This is a genomic window from Halorubellus amylolyticus, assembly GCF_034808145.1.
In the GTDB taxonomy this organism is placed as follows: domain Archaea; phylum Halobacteriota; class Halobacteria; order Halobacteriales; family Natrialbaceae; genus Halorubellus.
In genome coordinates this window covers 131,448-150,332 of sequence record NZ_JAXHGM010000002.1, presented here as the reverse complement: position 1 = coordinate 150,332, position 18,885 = coordinate 131,448, and the positions used below count along the sequence as shown (strand labels likewise).

The following is an 18,885-nucleotide window of genomic DNA, read 5'->3' as shown; positions in this document are numbered from 1 at the left end:
GACCCCTCGAGCGGTCAGGAGGCGTCGACGTCGAGCGGTCAGGGCACGTCGACGTCGAGCGGGTCGACGCGCGTGGTGCCGTCGGCGGCGACGGTGACGCGGTGGTTCCGGGGGACGTCCCGCCAGACGCGGTCGTCCTCGAACAGGGGTTCGCTCGCGACGAGGGTGGCCGCGTCGTCGTCGGGGTCGACCGCGCCGGCGTACTCGCCGTCGGCGACGAACCCGCCCGCCTCGCCGACGTGTAGCGTCTGCGCGGCGTCTGCGCACTCGCTCGCGTACCGGGTCGCGACCACGCGCTCGCCATCGGTTAGACAGAAGTTCGCGTCCGTCGGGTCCTCGCCCGCGCCGACGTCGACGCGGAGGCGTTCGACGTGCTCGATGGTCGCCTCGACGGCGTCGACGAGGTCCGCGAGCGACGGGTCGGCGGCGTCGTCGCCGAGGTACTGCTGGACGAGCGCGAACGCGTGCTCGCTGTCGGTCGACCCGTGGATGGAGAAGTAGTGCCCGTCGTCGAGGTCCTCGCGGAGCCGACGGACGACGTCGCGGTACCCGCCGATGGCGCCGTTGTGCGCGAACAGGAGCTCCTGCCGGCCCTCGACGACGGGGTCGCGGTCCCGGCGGTCCTCGAGCGTGTGCTCGCCGCCCGGGAACGGATGGCAGTTCCGTTCGTGGACCGCCAGTCCCGGACTGGCGGCGCGGACGTGCGCGACGTACACCGGCGTCTCCACGAGCGGGCTGATGCGTCGCATGTTCTCGTCGCCCCACGCCGGCCGGACCTCGCGGTACACCGCCGGCTCTGGCGACCGCTCGGGCTCGTACCAGCCGACGCCCCACCCGTCGCCGTTCAGTGGCTCCGGGCGCTCCCGCGCGTCCGTGGACTGTTTGACGATGGAGTGCGCTGGCCCGTAGAGGAGTTCGTCGAGTCGAATCGGCGGCCCGTGGTACGCGACGAACCGACACATACCCCGACCTATCGACACGTACGGGCTTGAAGGTACGGTCCAGCGACCGCCGGAGGAAGCACGCGAGAGCGCGGGTACGAGAGCCGTCGCTCGCGGCGTGGTCCTGGCGGCCACCCGAAGTGGGCATGGCAGGGGTGGCCGCCTGCAGTCGACGACCTGTGCCTGAATCGGTCGGCGACTGGGCCCCCGAATCCTCGAAGACCAACTCCACGTGAGCGTCGAAACACCCTAAATCCCCCGGTCGCCGCAGAGAGCGCCCGAACCCTGAGATTCCAGGGCATTAGCGCACACGACGGTCGGAGGACGGTGTCGGGGCGTCCCCGCGTGGCGGGTGGTTTTTCACTGTGTGGGGAGAGGAGACTCGTATGACGACTCTGCTCGACGACGACGTCGCGGACCAGGTCGTGACCGCCGCACGCACCGCAGTCGGCGACAGCCTCCGCTCCGTGACGTACTTCTCGCGGGACGACTACGAGCAACTGTACCTCCGCGGGGACCTGGAGCGGGACGCGGACCTCGGGACGTTCGTCGGTCACGAATGGCGCGAGTGGGAGACCACGCAGTCCGCGTACGCCGGGAGCGAACTCGGCGCGCACGAGTACACGATCCGCGTGTTCGAGAACGGGTTCCTCATCCGCGTCGCCGTCGACCGCGGCGGCGTGTTCGTCACGACCGACGGCCTCACCCTGAAGGACTTCGAGGAGCTCGCGGGCGCGCTCCGCGAGGTCCTCGACGCCCGATAACGCCACCGCCGGGTCCGCCACTCCCGACACCGCCCCCGTGCGGGCGCTGGCCGACCGCGAACGCAATCCCCTTCTCCGCGGAGTCCATAGCGAGTCCATGACCGATACCGACGCCGCGGCCACGCCGAGCGACGTCGCGAGCGCGTTCGAGCGCCACGACGCGTACGCGCCGGCCGACGACGGGTACGCGCTCGACTCGACCGCGTTCGACGTGACAGTCACCGCCACCGCCGCGGACTCCGAGAAGGCCGGCGCGTTCACCGTCGTCGTTCCCGTGCCGACGCTGTCCGCGACCGTCGCGGACCCGGACGACGTCGCGCCGGTCGTCGAGGACGGCTGGTTCGACACGTTCGAGCGCCGACTCGAGGACGCGTTCGACGTCGCGAAGACGAGCTACGGCGACCCGCCGGTCCTCGACCGCGGCGCCGAGGTCGTTCGCGTCGAACTCGCGTACGAGTCCTGGGACGCCGCCGAGGGCGTCGCCGACGCGAAGGCGCTCGCCGAGTACGTCGAGGGGACGTGGCTGCAGGGCCTCATCCCGGGATACGACTACGTCGGCGTCGCCGCCGACCTCCGGTCGCAGGCCTCGCAGAACACCGCCGGGGACGACGGCGGCGACCGCAGCGGCACGCCCCTGTAGGTCGTCGACGACCGCGGCGTGGATGGGCGCGCGGTCCGCGCGCAGTCGTCGTGCGGGCGGGCGGCGCGGTGAGAACGGAGCTGGCGTGCCGCGCTAGTCCATCGCGATGTACGTCTGGGTGTCCTCGACGCCGGTGATGCCCTGTATCTGCGTCGCGGCGACGTCCTTGACCTCGCCGGGCGAGTCGACGCTGACCTTCGCGATGATGTCGACGTCGCCGGCGACGATGTACGCGTGCTCGACGCCCGCGATGGCCTCGATGTCGTCTCTGAGCCTGTCCGCCTCGCCCGTGTTCGCCTTGATCATGATGTACGCGGTGACTGGCATCTCAAGCACCTCCGGTGAGGGTGGCGGCGCGACCGCTCGCGTCGCCGACGATTATCTGTCTGACGTCGCCGAGCACGCCGAAGTCCGCGAGGACGACGAGTCGGTCGCCGAGTTCGAGCGACTCGTCGGGGTTCGGGATGCCGACGGGCTGGCCTTCCTTGCCGAACGCGAGGACGGTTGCGTCCGCGGGGAGCTGGAGTTCGCTGATGGTGTAGCCCTTCACGGGCGACGCTTCGGTGACGGAGAGTTCGACGATCTGGAGGTTCTGGGCGATGTCGGCGATCGCGCGGATGTCGCCGCCCAGCAGGGCGTTCTTCGCGCCGATGGCGCCGAGGCGTTCGGGGTACACAATCTCGTCGACCTCGTCCGCGTACTTCCGGTAGATGTCCTCGCGGTAGTCCTCGTCGATGCGCATGATGGTGCGCGCGCCGTGATGTTTCGCGATCATGCACGCGGCGAAGTTCGTGTTGAGGTCGCCGGTGAGGGCGCCGACGGCGTCGGCGTCGGCGATCCCGGCCTCCTCGAGCTTGTCCTCGCGGGAGCCGTCGCCCTGGACGACGGTGAACTCCTGGTCGCGTGCGCGTTCGACCTTCTGTTCGTCGCGTTCGAGCAACGTCACGTCGTGGCCCTCCTCGCGGAGGACGCGGGCCGTCCGAAGTCCGACTCGGCCAGCTCCTATGATAACGAACCGCATACTACCGTGTACGACGGACCCCTTCAAGTACCTTACCCCGGCGTCGTCTGGTGGTCGAGGGGAAGTTTTTTGACGTGCCAACGTGTACCACACGTCGATGGTTCACGCGTTCATCATGGTCAAGACCGCCGCCGGGAAGTCCGAGGACCTCCTCGCGCAGATCCGCGACATCGAGCCCGTCCACGCCGCCCACATCGTCGCCGGGAACTACGACATCATCAGCGAGGTCGACGCCCCCGAAGTGTACGACATCCTCCACACCGTCTCCAGCGAGATGCAGCAACTCGACGGCGTCGCCGACACCAAGACCTACATCTCGATGAACTGACCCGGCGCGCCGAGACCAGAGAACGAAGGACCGCGACCACCCGCCGCTATCTGCGGTTCGACCACCGCTACCGCCCGGGATTTGACCACCTTCTACTGCCTGCGGTTCGACCACCCGCGAGCGTCGACCGCGCCGAGTCTAGTGGTCGAGCTCCTTCACGTCGTGCTCGGCCGCGAACGACTCCATGAACGCCTGCTGCTCGCGGAGTCCGTCCGGGACCTCGTCGTAGACGTGCTCGAAGACGTCCCCGACGTCCTCCGGCTCGGTGTTCTCCGCGGTCTCGATGGCGTCGTCGAGCTCCTCGTCGGCCTCCTCGTAGATGGTGTCGACGTACTCGTCGGTGAGGACGTCCTGCTCGAAGAGGTACTCCTCGTAGCGCTCGAGCGGGTCGCGCGTCCGCCACTCGGGGAGGTCCGCCTCGTCGTCGCGGTACCGCGACGGGTCGTCGCTCGTCGTGTGCGCGCCCTGCCGGTACGTGAGGCTCTCGACGAGCACGGGCTCGCCCTCGCGCGCCGACTCGAGCGCGCTCTCCGTGAACTCTCGGACCGCGAGCGGGTCGTTCCCGTCGACCTGCCCGCCCATCATCCCGTACGCCTCGCCGCGTTGCGCGATGGAGTCCGCCGCCGTCTGGCGCTCGCGCGGCAGCGAGATCGCCCAGTTGTTGTTCTCGCAGAAGAACACGACCGGCGCGTCGAACACGCCCGCGAAGTTCAGGCCCTCGTGGAAGTCGCCCTCGGAGGTCGCGCCGTCACCGAAGTAACAGAGCGCCGCCGTCTCGTCCTCGCTGCGGTAGTTCATCGCCATCCCCGCGCCAGCGGCGTGGGGGATCTGCGTCGCGATGGGGACCGCCTGCGGGAAGTTCGGGACGTCGTGCTCGCTCTCGTACTCCGGGAACCCCCGGCGGAAGAGGAGGACGTCGCTCATCGGGACGTCCCGCGCGATCTGCATGCCGTTCGAGCGGTACGTCGGGAACAGCCAGTCCGACGACGCCATCGCGTGCGCCGCACCGACCTGCGACGCCTCCTGGCCCTTGTACGGCGGGTAGCCGCTCATCCAGCCGCGACGCTGGAGTGCCAGCGCGCGCTCGTCGAACCGTCGTGCACGTACCATGTCCCGATAGAGCGCGCGCGCCTCGTCCGCCGAGAACGGCGTGTCCGCGAGGTCGCGCTCGCCGATGACCCGATGCATGCTCTCGCCTCCCGGCGCTCCGGAAAAAGCACTTGCGGTCCGTCCCCGAGAACGCTACTTCGAGCGCGAGTAAGTGACTCCAGCAGCACGGGTCGCGATGAGGTCTACGTGAGACGCGAACTCGGCTGCGATGGGGTTCGACGCGACAGCCCTCCCCGGTGATGCGTCGATGGGGGTTAGTTCGTGGAGCCCCGACCCCCAGGTATGGTCACGACCGTCGGACTCGTCGGCATCGGCGTGCTCGTGGTGGTCCACACCGCGCTGGCCGCCGTCGTCACGCGACTGTTCAGGAACCGGCTGGAGACGGGGTGGGGGAGCGCGATATACGCGGCGTTCGGCGGCGCGTTCGTCCTGTTCGTCTCCACGCTCGTCCTCTCGGGCATCTTCGGCATCGGCGGGAACCTCGGGTCGCGGTACACCGCCGTCCTCGTCGTCATCGCGATGCCGCTCATGCTCGGTATCACGTTCGACTACTTCTGGATGCCCTCGCCCGACGAGGTCGACCTCCCCGAGTCGCTCGACTCCCGGTGACCCGCGCCACCGCACGACCCGCGAGGACCCCTCGGGGCGGTCAGGCGTCGGGGTCGCGGACGCCCTCGCCGAGCCCGTCGCCGACGCCCTGGTACTCCTCGCGCTCGCCCTCGCCCGCGTCGAGCGGGTCGTAGCCCGCCGCCCGACGTCCGCCGTCCTCGACGACCGCCTCGATGACGTGCTCGACCTCGTCCAGGACCGCCTCCGGCGACTGGGTCGCGTCCACGCGCACGAACCGCTCGGGCATCCGCTCCCGGAGTCGCTCGTAGTTCTCGCGGACCGCCGAGAGGTGCTGGAACTGCTCGAACTTGTTTGTCGCACCCGAGCGCTCGACCGCCGTCTCCGGGTCCACGTCGAGGTAGATCGTGAGGTCCGGCTGGACGGTGAACGGCTGGTGGACGCCGCGCACGTACTCGACGGGCCGGTCGACGACGCCCTCCAGGCTCGCGCCCTGGTACGCGCACCGCGAGTCGACGTAGCGGTCGGAGACGACGAGGTCGCCCTCCGCGAGCGCCGGGCGAACGACCCGAGACAGGTGGTCGGCGTGGTCCGCGACGAACGTGAACAGCTCCGCGAGCGGGTCCGCGTCGTCGTCCTCGATGGACCGGTAGACCGCGTCGCCGTACGGCGAGTCCGTGGGTTCGCGCGTGAAGACCGCGTCCGGGTAGACGTCGTGCAGGGCCTCCCAGACGGTCGTCTTCCCGCTCCCGTCGAGGCCTTCGAGCGTGACGAGCATGCGCCGTCGTAGCGGACGCGAGCACCTTACGCTTCCGCTCCCCGCTCGCTCCCGGACCGTCGGGACGGCGCGGCCACGAGCCGGGACCGACCGCCGGAGCGACACCGCCGCGAGCTGGGACCGTCCGTGGGGGTCCATCCGGTGTTCCCGACGGACGGCGGACGGCCGCCCGTTGGGCTAGCGCTTATCTGCCTACCGGTTCATCTATCGGATATGAAAGTTATCGTCGCTGGCGGAACCGGATTCGTGGGCCGACACGTCTGTCGCGTGCTCGCCGACCGCGGGCACGACGTGACCGCCCTGGCGCGGAACCCGAGCGGGGCGGACCTCCCCGACGCCGTCGACACGGCCATGGGGGACGTGAGCGCGTACGACTCCTTCGAGAGCCACTTCGAGGGGATGGACGCGGCCGTGAACCTCGTCGCGCTCTCCCCGCTGTTCAAGCCGGCGCGCGGCCTCAGTCACGACCTCGTGCACACGCAGGGGACCGCGAACGTCGTCGAGGCGTGCGAGAACCACGACGTCGACGACCTCGTCCAGATGAGCGCGCTCGGCGCTGACCCCGAGGGCCTCACCTCCTACATCCGGTCGAAGGGCGAGGCCGAGAGCATCGTCCGCGAGTCGGAACTGGACTGGACCATGTTCCGCCCGTCCGTGATATTCGGTGACGGCGGCGAGTTCGTCGGGTTCACCAAGCAACTGACGACGCCGGTGGTCGCGCCGCTGCCAGCGGGCGGGACGAACGAGTTCCAACCCATCTGGATCGAGGACTTCGCGCCGCTGCTGGCCGACGCCGTCGAGGACGACTCGCATCGCGGCGAGGTCTACGAGATCGGTGGCCCGGAGGTCCTGACGATGCGCGAGGTCACCGAGCTCGCGTGGGCCGCCGAAGGTAAGCACCCGAAGATGGTGACGCTCCCGATGTGGTTCATGAAGACCGGGTTGACGATGGCGGGGCCGGTGCCGTTCGTCCCGTTCGGCCCCGAGCAGGCGAAGGCGTTGAAGATACAGAACACGGTCGCGGAGAACGACGTGACCGCGTTCGGCGTCGACGAGAGCGAACTGCGGACGCTCGCTGACTACCTCGGTGTCGCCGAGGACGGCGACGCCGCGACGTCGCGGACGGACTCCGCGAGCGCCGTCTGACCGACCACGGCCCGAGACGTCCGGTGGTCGTCCCGCCCGAGCGCTCGGTTCGTCGTCGACACCGGCGACAGCACCTCGCCCGAGCGCTGGCTCGCGGTCGATACCCTCCACTCGCCATCGGCAAGCGCAGCCCGAGACGCTCGAATCCGCGCCAAGCACGGCTTGAAGACGGGATACGCGGTCGGTGGAGGAGCCGGCTACGCGCCACAACTTAAATAGAACGGGTTCGTGTCACGGAATTTTCTCGATAACGTGTGCCTACATTCCGTTCGAAGCAGCCACCGTCGGGCGATTATCGTCCCGAAAGTGATGGCGCGTGTATATTTAAACCATCCAAAGCCTTATGTTGTTCATCACTCTCTAATCAAGCCAACGGAGCCCCCCTTCAAACCATGAAACTGGCGATGATCGGATTCGGTCAGGCAGGCGGGAAGATCGTGGACCGCTTCGTCCAATACGACGAGCGGACCGGGAGCGGCATCGTCCGCGCCGCTATCGCGGTGAACACCGCGAAAGCGGACCTGATGGGCCTCGAGAACATCGAGCAGGAGAACCGGGTACTCATCGGGCAATCTCGCGTGAAAGGACACGGCGTAGGTGCGGACAACGAGCTCGGCGCGGAAATCGCCGAGGAGGACGTCGACGAGGTACAGGGCGCGATCGACTCGATCCCGACCCACGAGGTCGACGCGTTCCTCGTCGTCGCCGGGATGGGCGGCGGGACCGGCTCGGGTGGCGCCCCGGTCCTCGCGAAGCACCTCAAGCGCATCTACACGATTCCCGTGTACGGCCTCGGCGTCCTGCCGGGGAGCGACGAGGGCGGCATCTACACGCTGAACGCCGCGCGCTCGTTCCAGACGTTCGTGCGCGAGGTCGACAACCTCCTCGTGTTCGACAACGACTCCTGGCGGCAGGCCGGCGAGTCAGTCGAAGGCGGCTACGACGACATCAACAAGGAGATCGTCACGCGCTTCGGCGTGCTGTTCGGCGCGGGCGAGGTCGGCGAAGGCGACGAGGTCGCGGAGTCGGTCGTCGACTCCAGCGAAATCATCAACACGCTCGCGGGCGGTGGCGTCTCCACCGTCGGGTACGCGAGCGAGGACGTCGACCTCGACGACGGCGGTGGCCTCCTCTCCCGCTTCACGGGAAGCGACGAGCAGGTCGACACCGCGCACACGACGAACCGCATCACCTCGCTGGTGCGAAAGGCCGCGCTCGGTCGACTGACGCTCCCCTGCGAGATCGAGGGCGCCGAACGCGCGCTCCTCGTCATGTCCGGCCCGCCCAAGCACCTGAACCGGAAAGGGATAGAGCGCGGGCGGAAGTGGCTCGAGGAGCAGACCGGGTCGATGGAGGTTCGCGGTGGCGACTTCCCCGTGAACGAGCCACAGGTCGCGTCCTGCATCCTGCTGTCGGGCGTGAACGACGTGCCCCGCATCAAGGAGCTCCAGCAGGTCGCCATCGAAGCGCAGGACAACATCGAGTCCATCCGGGAGGAGAGCGAAGATAATTTGGAGGAGTTGGTGGAAGATGACGAGGATGAGCTCGATCCGTTGTTCTAGACTGCTGGCGTGTTGCCTGGTCGCGGTTCTCGCACTTTCGGTCGCGGCTCCGGCGGCCGCGGTCAGCGTCGACGCCGAGGACGTGCCGAGCGAGGCGGAGGCCGGCACGCAGTACGAGGCGTCGGTGACGCTCACTGACCTGTACTCGGACAATAGCAAGTGGCGGCTGAACGCGTCGACCGAACTCGTCGAGGACCCGCTCTGGACGGTGGAGTACGTCGGCGTCGACGGGGACGTGACAGAGGAGGTGACTCGCACCGGACAGAACGTCACCGTGAGCGAGCGGGACGTCGAGTCGCCCATCAGCGAGGTGCGCGTGACCGTCGAGGGCGAGGTGCCCGAGGTCGGGAACTGGTCGTACGAGCCACGGCCGTCGTTCCTCGCGATGGAGCTCGCGCAGGTGCCGGTGACGAGCGACGGGTCGACCGGCGCGCCGTCGACCATCGACACGTGGACGACCGCGCACTACACGACCGACTCGCAGGAGGCGCGCGAGGCAATCGAGTCCGCGACGGAGGCCATCTCGAGTGCGGAGGAGGCGGGCGGTGACGTCTCCGACGCGGAGAACGCGTTGACGAACGCGAAGCGCTTCTATCGGAACGAGGACTTCGACGCGGCCGTATCGAACGCAGAGGACGCGCAGGAGCAGGCGAACGACGCCGAGCAGTCCGCGCAGTCCAGCCAGCAGACCCAGCAGTTGCTCCTCTACGCTGGCGTCGGTGTCGTCGTCCTCCTCCTCATCGGTGGGGGCGTCTACTGGTACCGGCAGAATCAGCAGGACACCAGCCGCCTGGGCTGACACCGGGGGTCTTCTCGTGGAGGTCGTCGTTCCGTTCTCGCCGACGGACCCGAAGACGCGTCTCTCTGAAGTGCTCGCGCCCGCGGAGCGCCGCGAGTTCGCCGGCGTCCTGCTCGACGACGTCCTCGACGCGCTGTCGCGGACGCGCGGCGTCCCGGAGCCGTCGGTGCTGTCGACGGCGTCGCTCGACCGGGACGTCGGCGTCGACGTCGTCGTCGACGAGCGCGCGTTGACGCCTGCGGTGAACGACGTGCTGGCGTCGAGCGCGGAGCCGGTGGCGGTCGTGATGGCGGACCTGGCGTTGGCGACGCCGACGGCGCTTCGGCGGTTGTTCGCGAGCGACGCGGACGTGGTGCTGGCGCCGGGGCGGCGCGTCGGGACGAACGCGCTCGTCGCTCGCCGCCCGGCGTTCCGCGTGGACTACCACGGCGCGTCGTTCGTCGACCATCAGGAGGCTGCCGCGGCCGCGGGCGCGACGGTGTCGGTCGTGGACTCGCATCGCCTCGCGACGGACGTCGACGAGCCCGGTGACCTCGCGGAGGTGCTCGCCCACGGCGCGGGCGCGGCGGCGGACTGGCTGCGCGACCGCGAGTTCGCGCTCGCCGAGCGCGACGGCGCGGTACACGCGGTTCGACGCGAGACGTGAGTCGGCTGCGGAGTCACCGACCGAGTCGACGCTCGCGCGCCGTCGCCTTCCCGACGCGACGACCGTCCACCGGCCCGTCATCCCGATGGGTCGGGTTCGGGCGGTCGTTCGTGACGACGACCGCGCGCGACCGCTGGGCTCGATAGCGGCCGCTCGAACCGACCCCGTTCGCATCCGCGGGCGCCGGCAGGCGTCGCCGCGGTGAGTCACGCTTTTGGCCGCGCGTCTCGGAGGACGCGGTATGCTTCCGGGCGCCGACGAGTACGACGTCGACGTGACCGTCAGCGAGAGCGACGTCGACGCGGCACTCGCGGTGACACCCGGCGACGTCGACCCCGCCGCGGAGTTGACGTTCGCGCGGAACGTCTTCCTGCCGTTGACGACCGCGTGCCGGTACACGTGCACGTACTGCACGTTCTTCGACCCGCCCGGGGAGGCGACGCTCATGGACGACGACGACGTCGACGCGGTCCTCGACCGCGGCCGCGACGCGGGCTGTACCGAGGCGCTGTTCACGTTCGGCGACGACCCCGACGACCGCTACACCGATATCCACCGCCAGCTCGACGCGTGGGGCTACGACGGCATCCACGAGTACCTCGCCGCGGTCTGCGAGCACACGCTCGACGCGGGCGTCCTCCCGCACTCGAACCCCGGCGACCAGACGCGCGAGGAGATGGCCGCCGTCGCACCGTACAACGCCAGCATGGGCGTGATGCTGGAGACGACCGCGGACGTCGACGCGCACGCCGGCCCGCGCCGGAAGACGCCCGCCCAGCGCGTGCACACGATCGACACCGCGGGCGAACTCCGCGTGCCGTTCACGACCGGCATCCTCGTCGGCGTCGGCGAGGACTGGCGGGCTCGTGCGGAGAGCCTCCTCGTCATCCGCGAGTTGCACGAACGCCACGGGCACGTCCAGGAGGTCATCGTCCAACCGGTCGTCGAGAACGACCGCTGGTCGAGCGGGACGCCCGACGCCGAGACGATGCGGAGAGTCACCGCGATGGCTCGCTGGGTGCTCCCCGACGAGGTGTCCGTGCAGGTCCCGCCGAACCTCGCCCCCGTCGGCGACCTCGTCGACTGCGGCATCGACGACCTCGGCGGCGTCTCCCCCGTCACCGACGACCACATCAACCCCGAGTACGCCTGGCCCGCGCTCCGCGAACTCGAAGCCATCGCGCGCGACGCCGGCGTCCCGCTCCGCGAACGCCTCCCCGTCCACGAACGCTACCTCCCCGCCGAGTTCCGGCGCGACGACTTCGACGGCACCCCCGCCCCCGGCGACGACTGGCTCGACGACCCCGTCCTCGACGCCCTCCGCGGCGACGGCCCCGCCGGCCGACGATACCGCCGCGTCATCCACGGCGACGCCGTCGTCATACCCTGACACGCCCCGCAGAACCAGCGGTCTCACACACCGGCCGCTCGGATAATCCCCTTCGCAGAACCGGCGGCCTGGAGGCCGCCGGACGCTCGGTCAGTCCGTCTCCCCAGACCCTCTCGATCCATCCCGCAGAACCGGCGGCCTGGAGGCCGCCGGACGCTCGGTCAGTCCGTCTCCCCAGACCCACTCGATCCGTCCCGCAGAACCGGCGGCCTGGTGGCCGCCGGACGCTCGGTCAGTCCGTATGGAACTGCGAGAACACGCGTTCCTCGGCCTTCCGGAGGTGTTCGCCGACGTTCCCCGGCGAGCACCCGATGTGGTCCGCGACGTCCTCCTGGGTGGCCTCGCGCGGGTTCCGATAGTACCCGAGTTCGACCGCGGCGGCGACGACGTCCTCCTGGCGGTCCGTGAGGCAGTCGAACGCGTCCCGTCGACACGGCGTGTACTCGCCGGTCTCGAGGACGTCGAACGACACCTCGAAGTCGGGGACCTCGCCGAACGTCTCCGCGAACGCCGCGTCCGTCCCGAGGTACGTCACCTCGAACGCGCCCGACTCTCGGACGACGATGGGGTGGTCCATGACGACGCGCGTCTGTCGGCGCGCCCGCAGCATCGCCGCCGCCTTCCGGTTCGTCTCGTGATGGACGTACGCGAGCGCCGCACCGTCCCGCGGGTCTTGGACGGCCGCATCGTGAACGCTCGGGCACTCCCGGAGCGCGGACGCCGCAGCGACCGCATCCCCCCGCACCGAGACGAGTTCCGCGACCGTCTCGTCGTCGTGGAGTTCCACGCGGTGGATGTACTCGCGAGTGACGCCCTCGGCGTCAGCGAGCGCCTGCCCCCATCCCTGGAACGCCTCCCCGGACTCCGGATAGTACACCGCAGTGACGTACCGCATACCCCCTATGGTCCGTGGCCGAGGACTAAACTCCACCGAACCAGGCACTTAAGAGACCCTCGCATCCGGCGCAACAGCGTTACGCTCCGCGAGTGACTACGGGAAGGCGTCGGGAACACCTCTGACTACCGGCCGCGAGCAGCCCACTCGCGTCCACCATCGCCTGTCGTCTCCCGACGCCCAAAACCCCCTGCTACGCGAACGCCCCCCTGCCCAGGGGGCGTGGCCCTTCTTTCGTCGCGACATCGACCGGCGAGCGACCGCGACGCCGACCGAACGACTGCGGCGTCGACCGAACGACTGCGACGTCGACCGAACGGCCACGAGGTCGACGATCGACGGCCGCGTGACCGTCAGTAAGCGGTCGGTTCGAGCACCGCCGACGCGTTCCCGGCCGGCAGGTGGAGGTCGTCGTCAGCCAGGAGCACGCCGTCCGGCGTGACGATGCGGATCGAGGATGGGTCGACGAGACGTCGGCCGACCGCGTCCGCGCGCTCGTCCGCGGTCCGGAGGTCGCCGTCGACGACGTAGAGGTACCGCGTCGCCTCCGGTTCGAGCGCGGCGTCGAGCGTCGTCTCGTGGCGTTCGCCGTCGACCATCAGGACGACCGTGGTCCCCGCCGGAACCGGGTGTTCGCCGTGCGCGGCGAGTTCGACGCGCGAACGGTTCCGGACGTCGGCGTACGCGTCCACGTCGCGTCGAGCGTTCTCCGGCACGTCGTCGACCCACGACGGACGAGCGGGCGGTCCCTCGCCCACGCTGACGAGTTCGAACGTCGACGAGCCGCCCCACGCGTTGCCGTCCTCGACGTCGACGTACGTCGCGTTCGCGCGGAACGCGTGGATGCGTCCGGTCTCGTCGACGACGACGCGCGCGTCGAAGGACTCGACGTCGATACCGTCGTGCGGCGGTTCCGCCCGGTCGGCCGTGAGCGTCGCGAACGTCGTCCCGTCGCGCTCGGTGACGTTCGCGACCTCGAACTCGCCGGCCTCCAGTGCGCGCATCGCGGACACTGGCACCGCGAGCGACGACGCCGGATCGATGGTCGACCGCGGCCGGTACAGCGTCTCCGTCCCCTCGACGCGCGTCACGCGATGCCGGCCGCGCTTCCAGGATTCGACGACGCGACCGTCGTCGTGCTCGACGCGTTCCAGGACGCGCGTCCGGTTCGTGGACGCGACGACCGTCCGGCGAGAACGGGACCGACTGGTCGTCGTCCCGTTCTCGCGGAACACGTCGACGCTCGACCCGCGGACCTCGAACCCGGACTCGACGAGCGATTCGACGTGCGCGTCGACGAGACGCTCGGCGTACACGACGCCGTCGCTCGTCACGCCGGGCGCGTACCGCGTCGCGTTCGCGGTCATCTCGTCGTCGGGTCCGTCGTCACCGCTGGCGCGCTCGTAGCTGTAACTCGACGCGATATCGAGGTAGTTCGTGTCGTTCGCGCTGACGGTGACCGAGACCTCGTTCGCGAAGTTCGGCGGGTCGTCGACCGCGCTCTCGTTCGCGAAGACCGCGAGTCCGCCGTCGTCGCGCACGAAGTACAGGGTCTCGCCGGCCGCGAGTTCGCGTCCGGCGATGGTCTCGTAGGTCGTGCCGTTGCTCGTGATGGCGACCGTCGTCGACGCCGGCAGCGCGTCCGGGCCGTCGTTCGAGACCGCGAGGACGCCGTGTTCCTCGACGTGCCCCGTCCCGTTCGGGTTCGGGTAGACGTCGTGTCGCACGTTCGCGTCCACGCTGACGTTCCGGCGCGCCGCGTCGGAGACGTTCGCCGTCCAGTCCGGGCGCGTCGGGGTCGCGCCGAGCGCGTCGAGCGTCCACTCGTGGGTCACGTCGCGCTCGTCGACGTCCTGCCGGATGCGGTACGCGGAGACGACGCCGCGTTCGTCGACGACGACGCGCGCGGTGTACGTCCCGTTCGCCGTCGTGGACGCGTTCGGCTCGCCGGGGGCGGTCCTCGACCCGGCGAGCGTGAACACGCGACGGCCGTCCTCGGTCGTGACGTTCGCGACCGAGAAGTGCAGTTCCGCGAGCACTCCCTCGAGGATGGCGCCGCCCGTGATCCCACTCGCTTCGAACTGGCCGCCGACGGTCTGGTAGTTCGTATCGCCGTCGACGGTCGTCCGGAGGAGCGTCGTGGACTCGTTCTGCCAGACGTCGTACGCGACCGTGCGGTTCCCGTGTTCGACCGTCGATCGGGAACGGTACCGCGTCAGCGACGGGCCAGCGACGACGACCGAGGTCGTGTTCCGCAGCCGTTCGTCGCCGTACCCGACTCGCGAGCGCTGAGTCGCCCGGAAGCCGTCGGCGCGGAGCACGCGCTCGTGGGCGCCGATGAGCGCGCTGGCGTTCACGACGACGCCGGACCCGTTCGCGCTCGCGGCGACACCCGGCGGCGTCGGCCCGGATTCGAGTGTCGCCGTCTCGTTCACGCCGTCGGTCGTCGTGGCGTCGCTAGTCGTCGGAGCGGTACCTCGCGCTGTCGTCCCGTTCGCGGTCGCCTCGGTGCCGGTGGGTTGCGTGCCCGGCGCGGTACAGCCCGCGAGCACAACGAGGGCGACGACGAGGACGGGGACCAACCGTCGCGTCATCACTCGCCCCTTCGACGTGTCGGTACAAAGTCAATCCGGTCCGCTCGACAGGGCGACACGTTCCCGTCCGCGGTCGCAGCATCCTCGAACGCGACCGTCCGGACGCCTCCCCGCGGCGATAGAGGGCTGCGTACCGATACGTACAGCTCCTAGAGACGTTCATGAGGGGCGTCGACCAAACCCCGACCGATGCACGCGGACGACCCACCGGAGACGACCGTTCTGACCGCGCTCGACGCGAACCCGACCCTGCACGTGAGCGAGCTCACCGAACGCGTCGACGGCGACCCGCGGCTCGTCGACCAGGTGTGTCACGAGCTCGAGGTCGACGGCTGCGTTCGCTCGCGCACCGCCGGCCTCTACAGCATCACCGCGAAAGGCGAACGCCGCCTCCGCACCCTCATCGCCGGCCGCTGACGCCACCCCCTCCCACTCGGCGCACCGTCGGCCGCTGTCGTCACCGCACGACGCGCCCGCTCCCGGTCACCGCGCTCGCACGACGTCCCAACTCTCCCAGTCACCGCGCTCGCACGACGTAGTGCCCGTCGCCCTCGTCGACGAGCACGCTCGGTTCGCGCATGCTGACGACGTACCCGGTCGGGTTCTCGGTGGTCTCGCAGGCCGCACGCACGCTCCCGAGCTCGCCGAGCAGTTGCGCCGACGGCGGTTTCTGTGCCGCGCCGCAGTCGTAGACGGTGACGAGCTGGCTCGCTCCAGTCCCCGCGTCGCTCCCGGTCCCGTCGTCGCGGTCGGCGGCGTCGCCCGCCTCGCGCTCGTAGACGACGAGGTGCGCGTGCTGCGGGAGGAGGTAGCGGTCGACGTCGGCGTCCATCGGGTCGGTGTCTGGTACGGGAGCGAGGTGATTCACGCGTTGACGTGAACGATACGCACGGACGGACAAATCTACTTCGTTCGCCACCCGGTCCCGACCGACTCGCCGCCGGAGCTACTCGTCGCGCTCTCGCTCCAGTTCGCGGTCGATGGAGTCGTCCATCGCGTCGAGTATCTCGTCGGTCTGCTCCATCTCCCGCAACTCCCGTTCGTGCTCGCGCTCGGATTCCTGGTTGAAGTACCAGAACGCGGCGAGCGTCGTGAGCGAGACGAGGACCGCGAGCACGAGCAGGACGAGCACGAGTTTCGCGACCATCGGTACTGACTCCCTACGGCAACACCGTCGCAGTGCTGTTCGTCGACGTGCTGTTCGTCGAGTTCGTCGCCGACCCGTTTCCGGTCTCGCGAGTGAGCGTCACGCCGCCGTCCTCGCCCATCGGCACGTAGATCGTGTTCCCGTTCTCGAGCGCCTCGATGTACTGCTGTTCGAGGACGATCGGGTTGTTGTCGAGGGCTTGCCCGCGGATATCGATCGCTTCCGCGTCCGCCTCCGCGCGAACGATCTCCTGCTCCTTCTTGGCCTCCTCCTGCTTGACCTTCTCCTTCTCGACCTCGACCTGCTGTTTCGCGCGCTCCTTCTCGTCGAGCGCCTGATCGATCTGCTCGGGCAGGTCGATGTTCCGAATCTGGACTGCTTCGAGCACGACCGGTTCGTCCTCGAACTCGGAGCCGAGCGCTTCGAGCGCGGCGGTTTCGAGGGCTTCGCGGCCCTGCTGCGTGTAGATCGCGTCGTCACCCGTCGTCTGGAGGCTCGACGCCTCGTCCCGGAGCACCGTGCGGATGGTCGGGCGGATGAGGCGCTGCTCCATCTGCGTCTCGTCGTTCCAGTCCTCGACGAAGCTGTCCGCTTCGTCGGCCTTGATGCGGTACCGGACGGTCAGGTCGACGCCGACGGTGGAGCCGTTGACCGTCTTCACGTCGATGGCGTCACCGCGGGCTTTCTCGCCTTCCCCTTCGGTGGCGCTCATCGTGTACGTCCGCGGCCGTACCTCCACCGCCTGCACGCTCTCCATCACGGGGACCTTCCAGTGCGCGCCGGATTCGAGGGTGTTCCCGGAGACGGCACCCCACTCCTTCTCGACGCCCTGATGCCCTTCGGGGACCTGCCTGTACGCGGTGGCGGCACCGACTATCGCGAGCACGACGAGTACCGCGACGCCCACGGCCGCCGCCTTGGTGAACGCACTACCTTTCACTGCCATGTTATCTACTAGTCGCATAACTGTCTCTGCGATAAATGCCCCACGGTTCGAAACGCAAGATACTCACCGAGGTAGGCGGCTGGCGCGAGCGAAGAGCGTGCGGCTTCCCAGTTCGGTTCGAGACGTCGCACCCGGCTTCGAGCGGTCACGTCACCCGAGCGAACGCGCGGCCGTGCGGCGACGGGGTCAGTCGTCCGCGGCGACGTGCTCGCCGTCGGCGTCGCGGCGCGCGAGCATCGGCGTGCCGTCCGCGCGCGGCCCCAGTCGCGGCCCGTACGGGCCCTCGTCGTCGAGCGGACGGCGCTCGCGGTAGTCAGTCGACCGCTCGACCGGCCGTCGACCGATGGAGCGGATCATGCGCGCGTACTCCTCGAAACTCCGGAACTCGCCGTACTCGCCGCCCGCGCGCTTCGTGATCTCCTCGCTCATGATCGTGCCCATGAAGTCGTCAGCGCCGCAGTTGAGGTACTTGAGGCCGCGTTCGTCGCCGTACTTCACCCAGCTCGATTGGACGTGCTCGACGTTGTCGAGGTAGAGCCGCGACACCGCGATCATGAGCGCGTCCTCGGCGGGCGACGCGCCGCCATCGACGACGCCGTGCTCGAACAGCGGCGTCTGCCGGTGGACGAACGACAGCGGCACGAACTCCGTGATGGCGCCGTCGACGCGCTCCTGGAGCGCGCGGACCTTCTCGAGGTGGACGACGCGATGCGCGGCCGTTTCGACGTGCCCGTACATGATCGTCGCCGTCAGGTCCAGGCCGACGTTCGCCGCGGCCTCCATCGCCGCGAGCCACTCGCCGGTATCTATCTTCCCGGGACAGATGACGTCCCGGACCTCGTCGACGAGTATCTCCGCGGCGGTCCCCGGCACCGAATCCAGGCCCGCCGCTTTCAGGCGGCCGTACACGTCCTCGTACGTCCAGTCCGTGCCGCGTCGCGCGTGATACCCCTCCTCGGGCGTCATCGAGTGCAGGTGGACGTCCCCGACGCTCATCGCGTCCATCTGCTCGACGTACGTCCCCGGGTCCTTGCCGTAGCGCTCGGGCGGCTTGTAGTTCGTCTCCCGCCAGTCGCTCGCCCGCAGGATCTCGTGGTGTTCGTCGTCGAGCGCGAACGCCGGATGCAGGCCGGAGACGCTCGTGACCTCGTAGATCCCCATGTCGAGCGCGTCCGCGACCACCGCCCGGGACTCCGCGGGCGTCTTCGTGAATCCCTCGGTCTCCCCGTCGTGCTCCGCCTCGAACGTGTGCGCGGTGTCCTTGAAGTTACAGAACAGACACCCGGTGTTGCACGCGGTCGTGACGTTGTTGTTGAGGTTCGCGACGAACGTCACGTCCTCGCCGACGACGTCGCGCCGCCGTTCGTCCGCGGCCTGCAGGACGCGTTCCTTGCGCTCGTGGTCGATTCCCGTCGAATCCGTGCCGGTCGTGATGAGTTCGATGCCGTCCGCGACGTCGAGTCGGTCGCCAGCGCGCGCTTTCGCCAGCGCGTTCTCGAAGCCCTGGTCTGTCTCGGGCACGACGTCGAAGTCGAAGTCGCCGTCGTCGGGCACGGCCTCGGGGTCGAGCGCGCTGGTCATCGACTCGAACCATGCGAGTTGACGGCAAAA

19 protein-coding genes and 2 pseudogenes are annotated in these 18,885 nt (G+C 69.3%); 10 read left to right on the top strand and 11 right to left on the bottom strand.

From position 1 onward, the window contains the following. Positions 1 to 38 precede the first annotated feature (38 nt). Positions 39 to 962, bottom strand: coding sequence for a class II glutamine amidotransferase (locus tag SM754_RS06485; protein ID WP_323675412.1), 924 nt, complete (start codon positions 960 to 962; stop codon positions 39 to 41). 365 nt (positions 963 to 1,327) lie between these two features. Here SM754_RS06485 and SM754_RS06480 point away from each other — a divergent pair, with 365 nt between their 5' ends. Next, positions 1,328 to 1,705 (top strand): DUF7522 family protein, encoded by a 378-nt coding sequence (locus SM754_RS06480; protein ID WP_323675411.1) that lies wholly within the window; start codon positions 1,328 to 1,330, stop codon positions 1,703 to 1,705. 97 nt (positions 1,706 to 1,802) lie between these two features. Further along, the gene (locus SM754_RS06475) at positions 1,803 to 2,345 is read left to right on the top strand and encodes a DUF5813 family protein (RefSeq protein WP_323675410.1); all 543 of its coding nucleotides are present in this window, start codon (positions 1,803 to 1,805) and stop codon (positions 2,343 to 2,345) included. Between the two features lie 93 nt (positions 2,346 to 2,438). Here SM754_RS06475 and SM754_RS06470 read toward each other — a convergent pair whose 3' ends face one another. Further along, positions 2,439 to 2,672 (bottom strand): Lrp/AsnC family transcriptional regulator, encoded by a 234-nt coding sequence (locus SM754_RS06470; protein ID WP_323675409.1) that lies wholly within the window; start codon positions 2,670 to 2,672, stop codon positions 2,439 to 2,441. A 1-nt stretch (position 2,673) separates the two neighbouring features. After that, positions 2,674 to 3,366 carry a potassium channel family protein gene (locus tag SM754_RS06465; RefSeq protein ID WP_323675408.1) on the bottom strand — a complete coding sequence of 231 codons (693 nt, stop codon included), beginning with the start codon at positions 3,364 to 3,366 and terminating at the stop codon, positions 2,674 to 2,676. A gap of 97 nt (positions 3,367 to 3,463) precedes the next feature. Between SM754_RS06465 and SM754_RS06460 the strand changes: the two genes are divergently transcribed. Next, positions 3,464 to 3,694: an Lrp/AsnC ligand binding domain-containing protein gene (locus SM754_RS06460; protein WP_323675407.1), complete on the top strand. Its 231-nt coding sequence runs from the start codon at positions 3,464 to 3,466 to the stop codon at positions 3,692 to 3,694. A gap of 138 nt (positions 3,695 to 3,832) precedes the next feature. Here SM754_RS06460 and SM754_RS06455 read toward each other — a convergent pair whose 3' ends face one another. Further along, positions 3,833 to 4,882, bottom strand: a complete 1,050-nt coding sequence (locus tag SM754_RS06455) for a thiamine pyrophosphate-dependent dehydrogenase E1 component subunit alpha (protein WP_323675406.1) — start codon at positions 4,880 to 4,882, stop codon at positions 3,833 to 3,835. Between the two features lie 204 nt (positions 4,883 to 5,086). Between SM754_RS06455 and SM754_RS06450 the strand changes: the two genes are divergently transcribed. Beyond that, on the top strand, positions 5,087 to 5,413 hold the full coding sequence (locus tag SM754_RS06450) for a DUF7991 family protein (protein WP_323675405.1): 327 nt from the start codon (positions 5,087 to 5,089) through the stop codon (positions 5,411 to 5,413). A gap of 154 nt (positions 5,414 to 5,567) precedes the next feature. Here SM754_RS06450 and tmk read toward each other — a convergent pair. Beyond that, positions 5,568 to 6,149 (bottom strand): annotated as a pseudogene (gene tmk, locus SM754_RS06445) (dTMP kinase); the annotation flags it as partial. 213 nt (positions 6,150 to 6,362) lie between these two features. Between tmk and SM754_RS06440 the strand changes: the two are divergent. The 5 genes from SM754_RS06440 to cofG all read left to right on the top strand — a co-directional run bounded on the left by SM754_RS06440 (position 6,363) and on the right by cofG (position 11,692). Continuing rightward, entirely contained in the window at positions 6,363 to 7,295 is a 933-nt protein-coding gene (locus tag SM754_RS06440) for a complex I NDUFA9 subunit family protein (RefSeq protein WP_323675404.1), read from the top strand. Between the two features lie 392 nt (positions 7,296 to 7,687). Next, complete coding sequence (locus SM754_RS06435; RefSeq protein WP_323675403.1) at positions 7,688 to 8,857, top strand: tubulin/FtsZ family protein; 1,170 nt, start codon at positions 7,688 to 7,690, stop codon at positions 8,855 to 8,857. Further along, complete coding sequence (locus SM754_RS06430; RefSeq protein ID WP_323675402.1) at positions 8,835 to 9,656, top strand: hypothetical protein; 822 nt, start codon at positions 8,835 to 8,837, stop codon at positions 9,654 to 9,656. Before SM754_RS06435 ends, SM754_RS06430 begins: the two co-directional genes overlap by 23 nt. A 16-nt stretch (positions 9,657 to 9,672) precedes the next feature. Further along, positions 9,673 to 10,302 (top strand): 2-phospho-L-lactate guanylyltransferase, encoded by a 630-nt coding sequence (cofC, locus tag SM754_RS06425; protein WP_323675401.1) that lies wholly within the window; start codon positions 9,673 to 9,675, stop codon positions 10,300 to 10,302. Between the two features lie 241 nt (positions 10,303 to 10,543). Continuing rightward, complete coding sequence (cofG, locus tag SM754_RS06420; RefSeq protein ID WP_323675400.1) at positions 10,544 to 11,692, top strand: 7,8-didemethyl-8-hydroxy-5-deazariboflavin synthase subunit CofG; 1,149 nt, start codon at positions 10,544 to 10,546, stop codon at positions 11,690 to 11,692. Between the two features lie 232 nt (positions 11,693 to 11,924). Here the strand turns inward: cofG and SM754_RS06415 are convergent, their stop codons facing one another. After that, positions 11,925 to 12,587, bottom strand: coding sequence for a helix-turn-helix domain-containing protein (locus SM754_RS06415; RefSeq protein WP_323675399.1), 663 nt, complete (start codon positions 12,585 to 12,587; stop codon positions 11,925 to 11,927). Between the two features lie 353 nt (positions 12,588 to 12,940). Next, positions 12,941 to 15,181 carry a hypothetical protein gene (locus SM754_RS06410; protein WP_323675398.1) on the bottom strand — a complete coding sequence of 747 codons (2,241 nt, stop codon included), beginning with the start codon at positions 15,179 to 15,181 and terminating at the stop codon, positions 12,941 to 12,943. Positions 15,182 to 15,367: 186 nt separating this feature from the next. Here SM754_RS06410 and SM754_RS06405 point away from each other — a divergent pair. Then, positions 15,368 to 15,598: pseudogene (locus SM754_RS06405) on the top strand (hypothetical protein); the annotation flags it as partial. Between the two features lie 100 nt (positions 15,599 to 15,698). Here SM754_RS06405 and SM754_RS06400 read toward each other — a convergent pair. From SM754_RS06400 to cofH, 4 genes are all read right to left on the bottom strand, one after another. Beyond that, positions 15,699 to 16,049, bottom strand: a complete 351-nt coding sequence (locus tag SM754_RS06400) for a hypothetical protein (protein ID WP_323675397.1) — start codon at positions 16,047 to 16,049, stop codon at positions 15,699 to 15,701. A gap of 78 nt (positions 16,050 to 16,127) precedes the next feature. Then, positions 16,128 to 16,328, bottom strand: coding sequence for a hypothetical protein (locus tag SM754_RS06395; protein WP_323675396.1), 201 nt, complete (start codon positions 16,326 to 16,328; stop codon positions 16,128 to 16,130). A gap of 13 nt (positions 16,329 to 16,341) precedes the next feature. Then, positions 16,342 to 17,274 (bottom strand): prohibitin family protein, encoded by a 933-nt coding sequence (locus SM754_RS06390; protein ID WP_323675395.1) that lies wholly within the window; start codon positions 17,272 to 17,274, stop codon positions 16,342 to 16,344. A gap of 186 nt (positions 17,275 to 17,460) precedes the next feature. After that, positions 17,461 to 18,855, bottom strand: a complete 1,395-nt coding sequence (cofH, locus tag SM754_RS06385) for a 7,8-didemethyl-8-hydroxy-5-deazariboflavin synthase subunit CofH (RefSeq protein WP_323675394.1) — start codon at positions 18,853 to 18,855, stop codon at positions 17,461 to 17,463. Positions 18,856 to 18,885 lie beyond the last annotated feature (30 nt).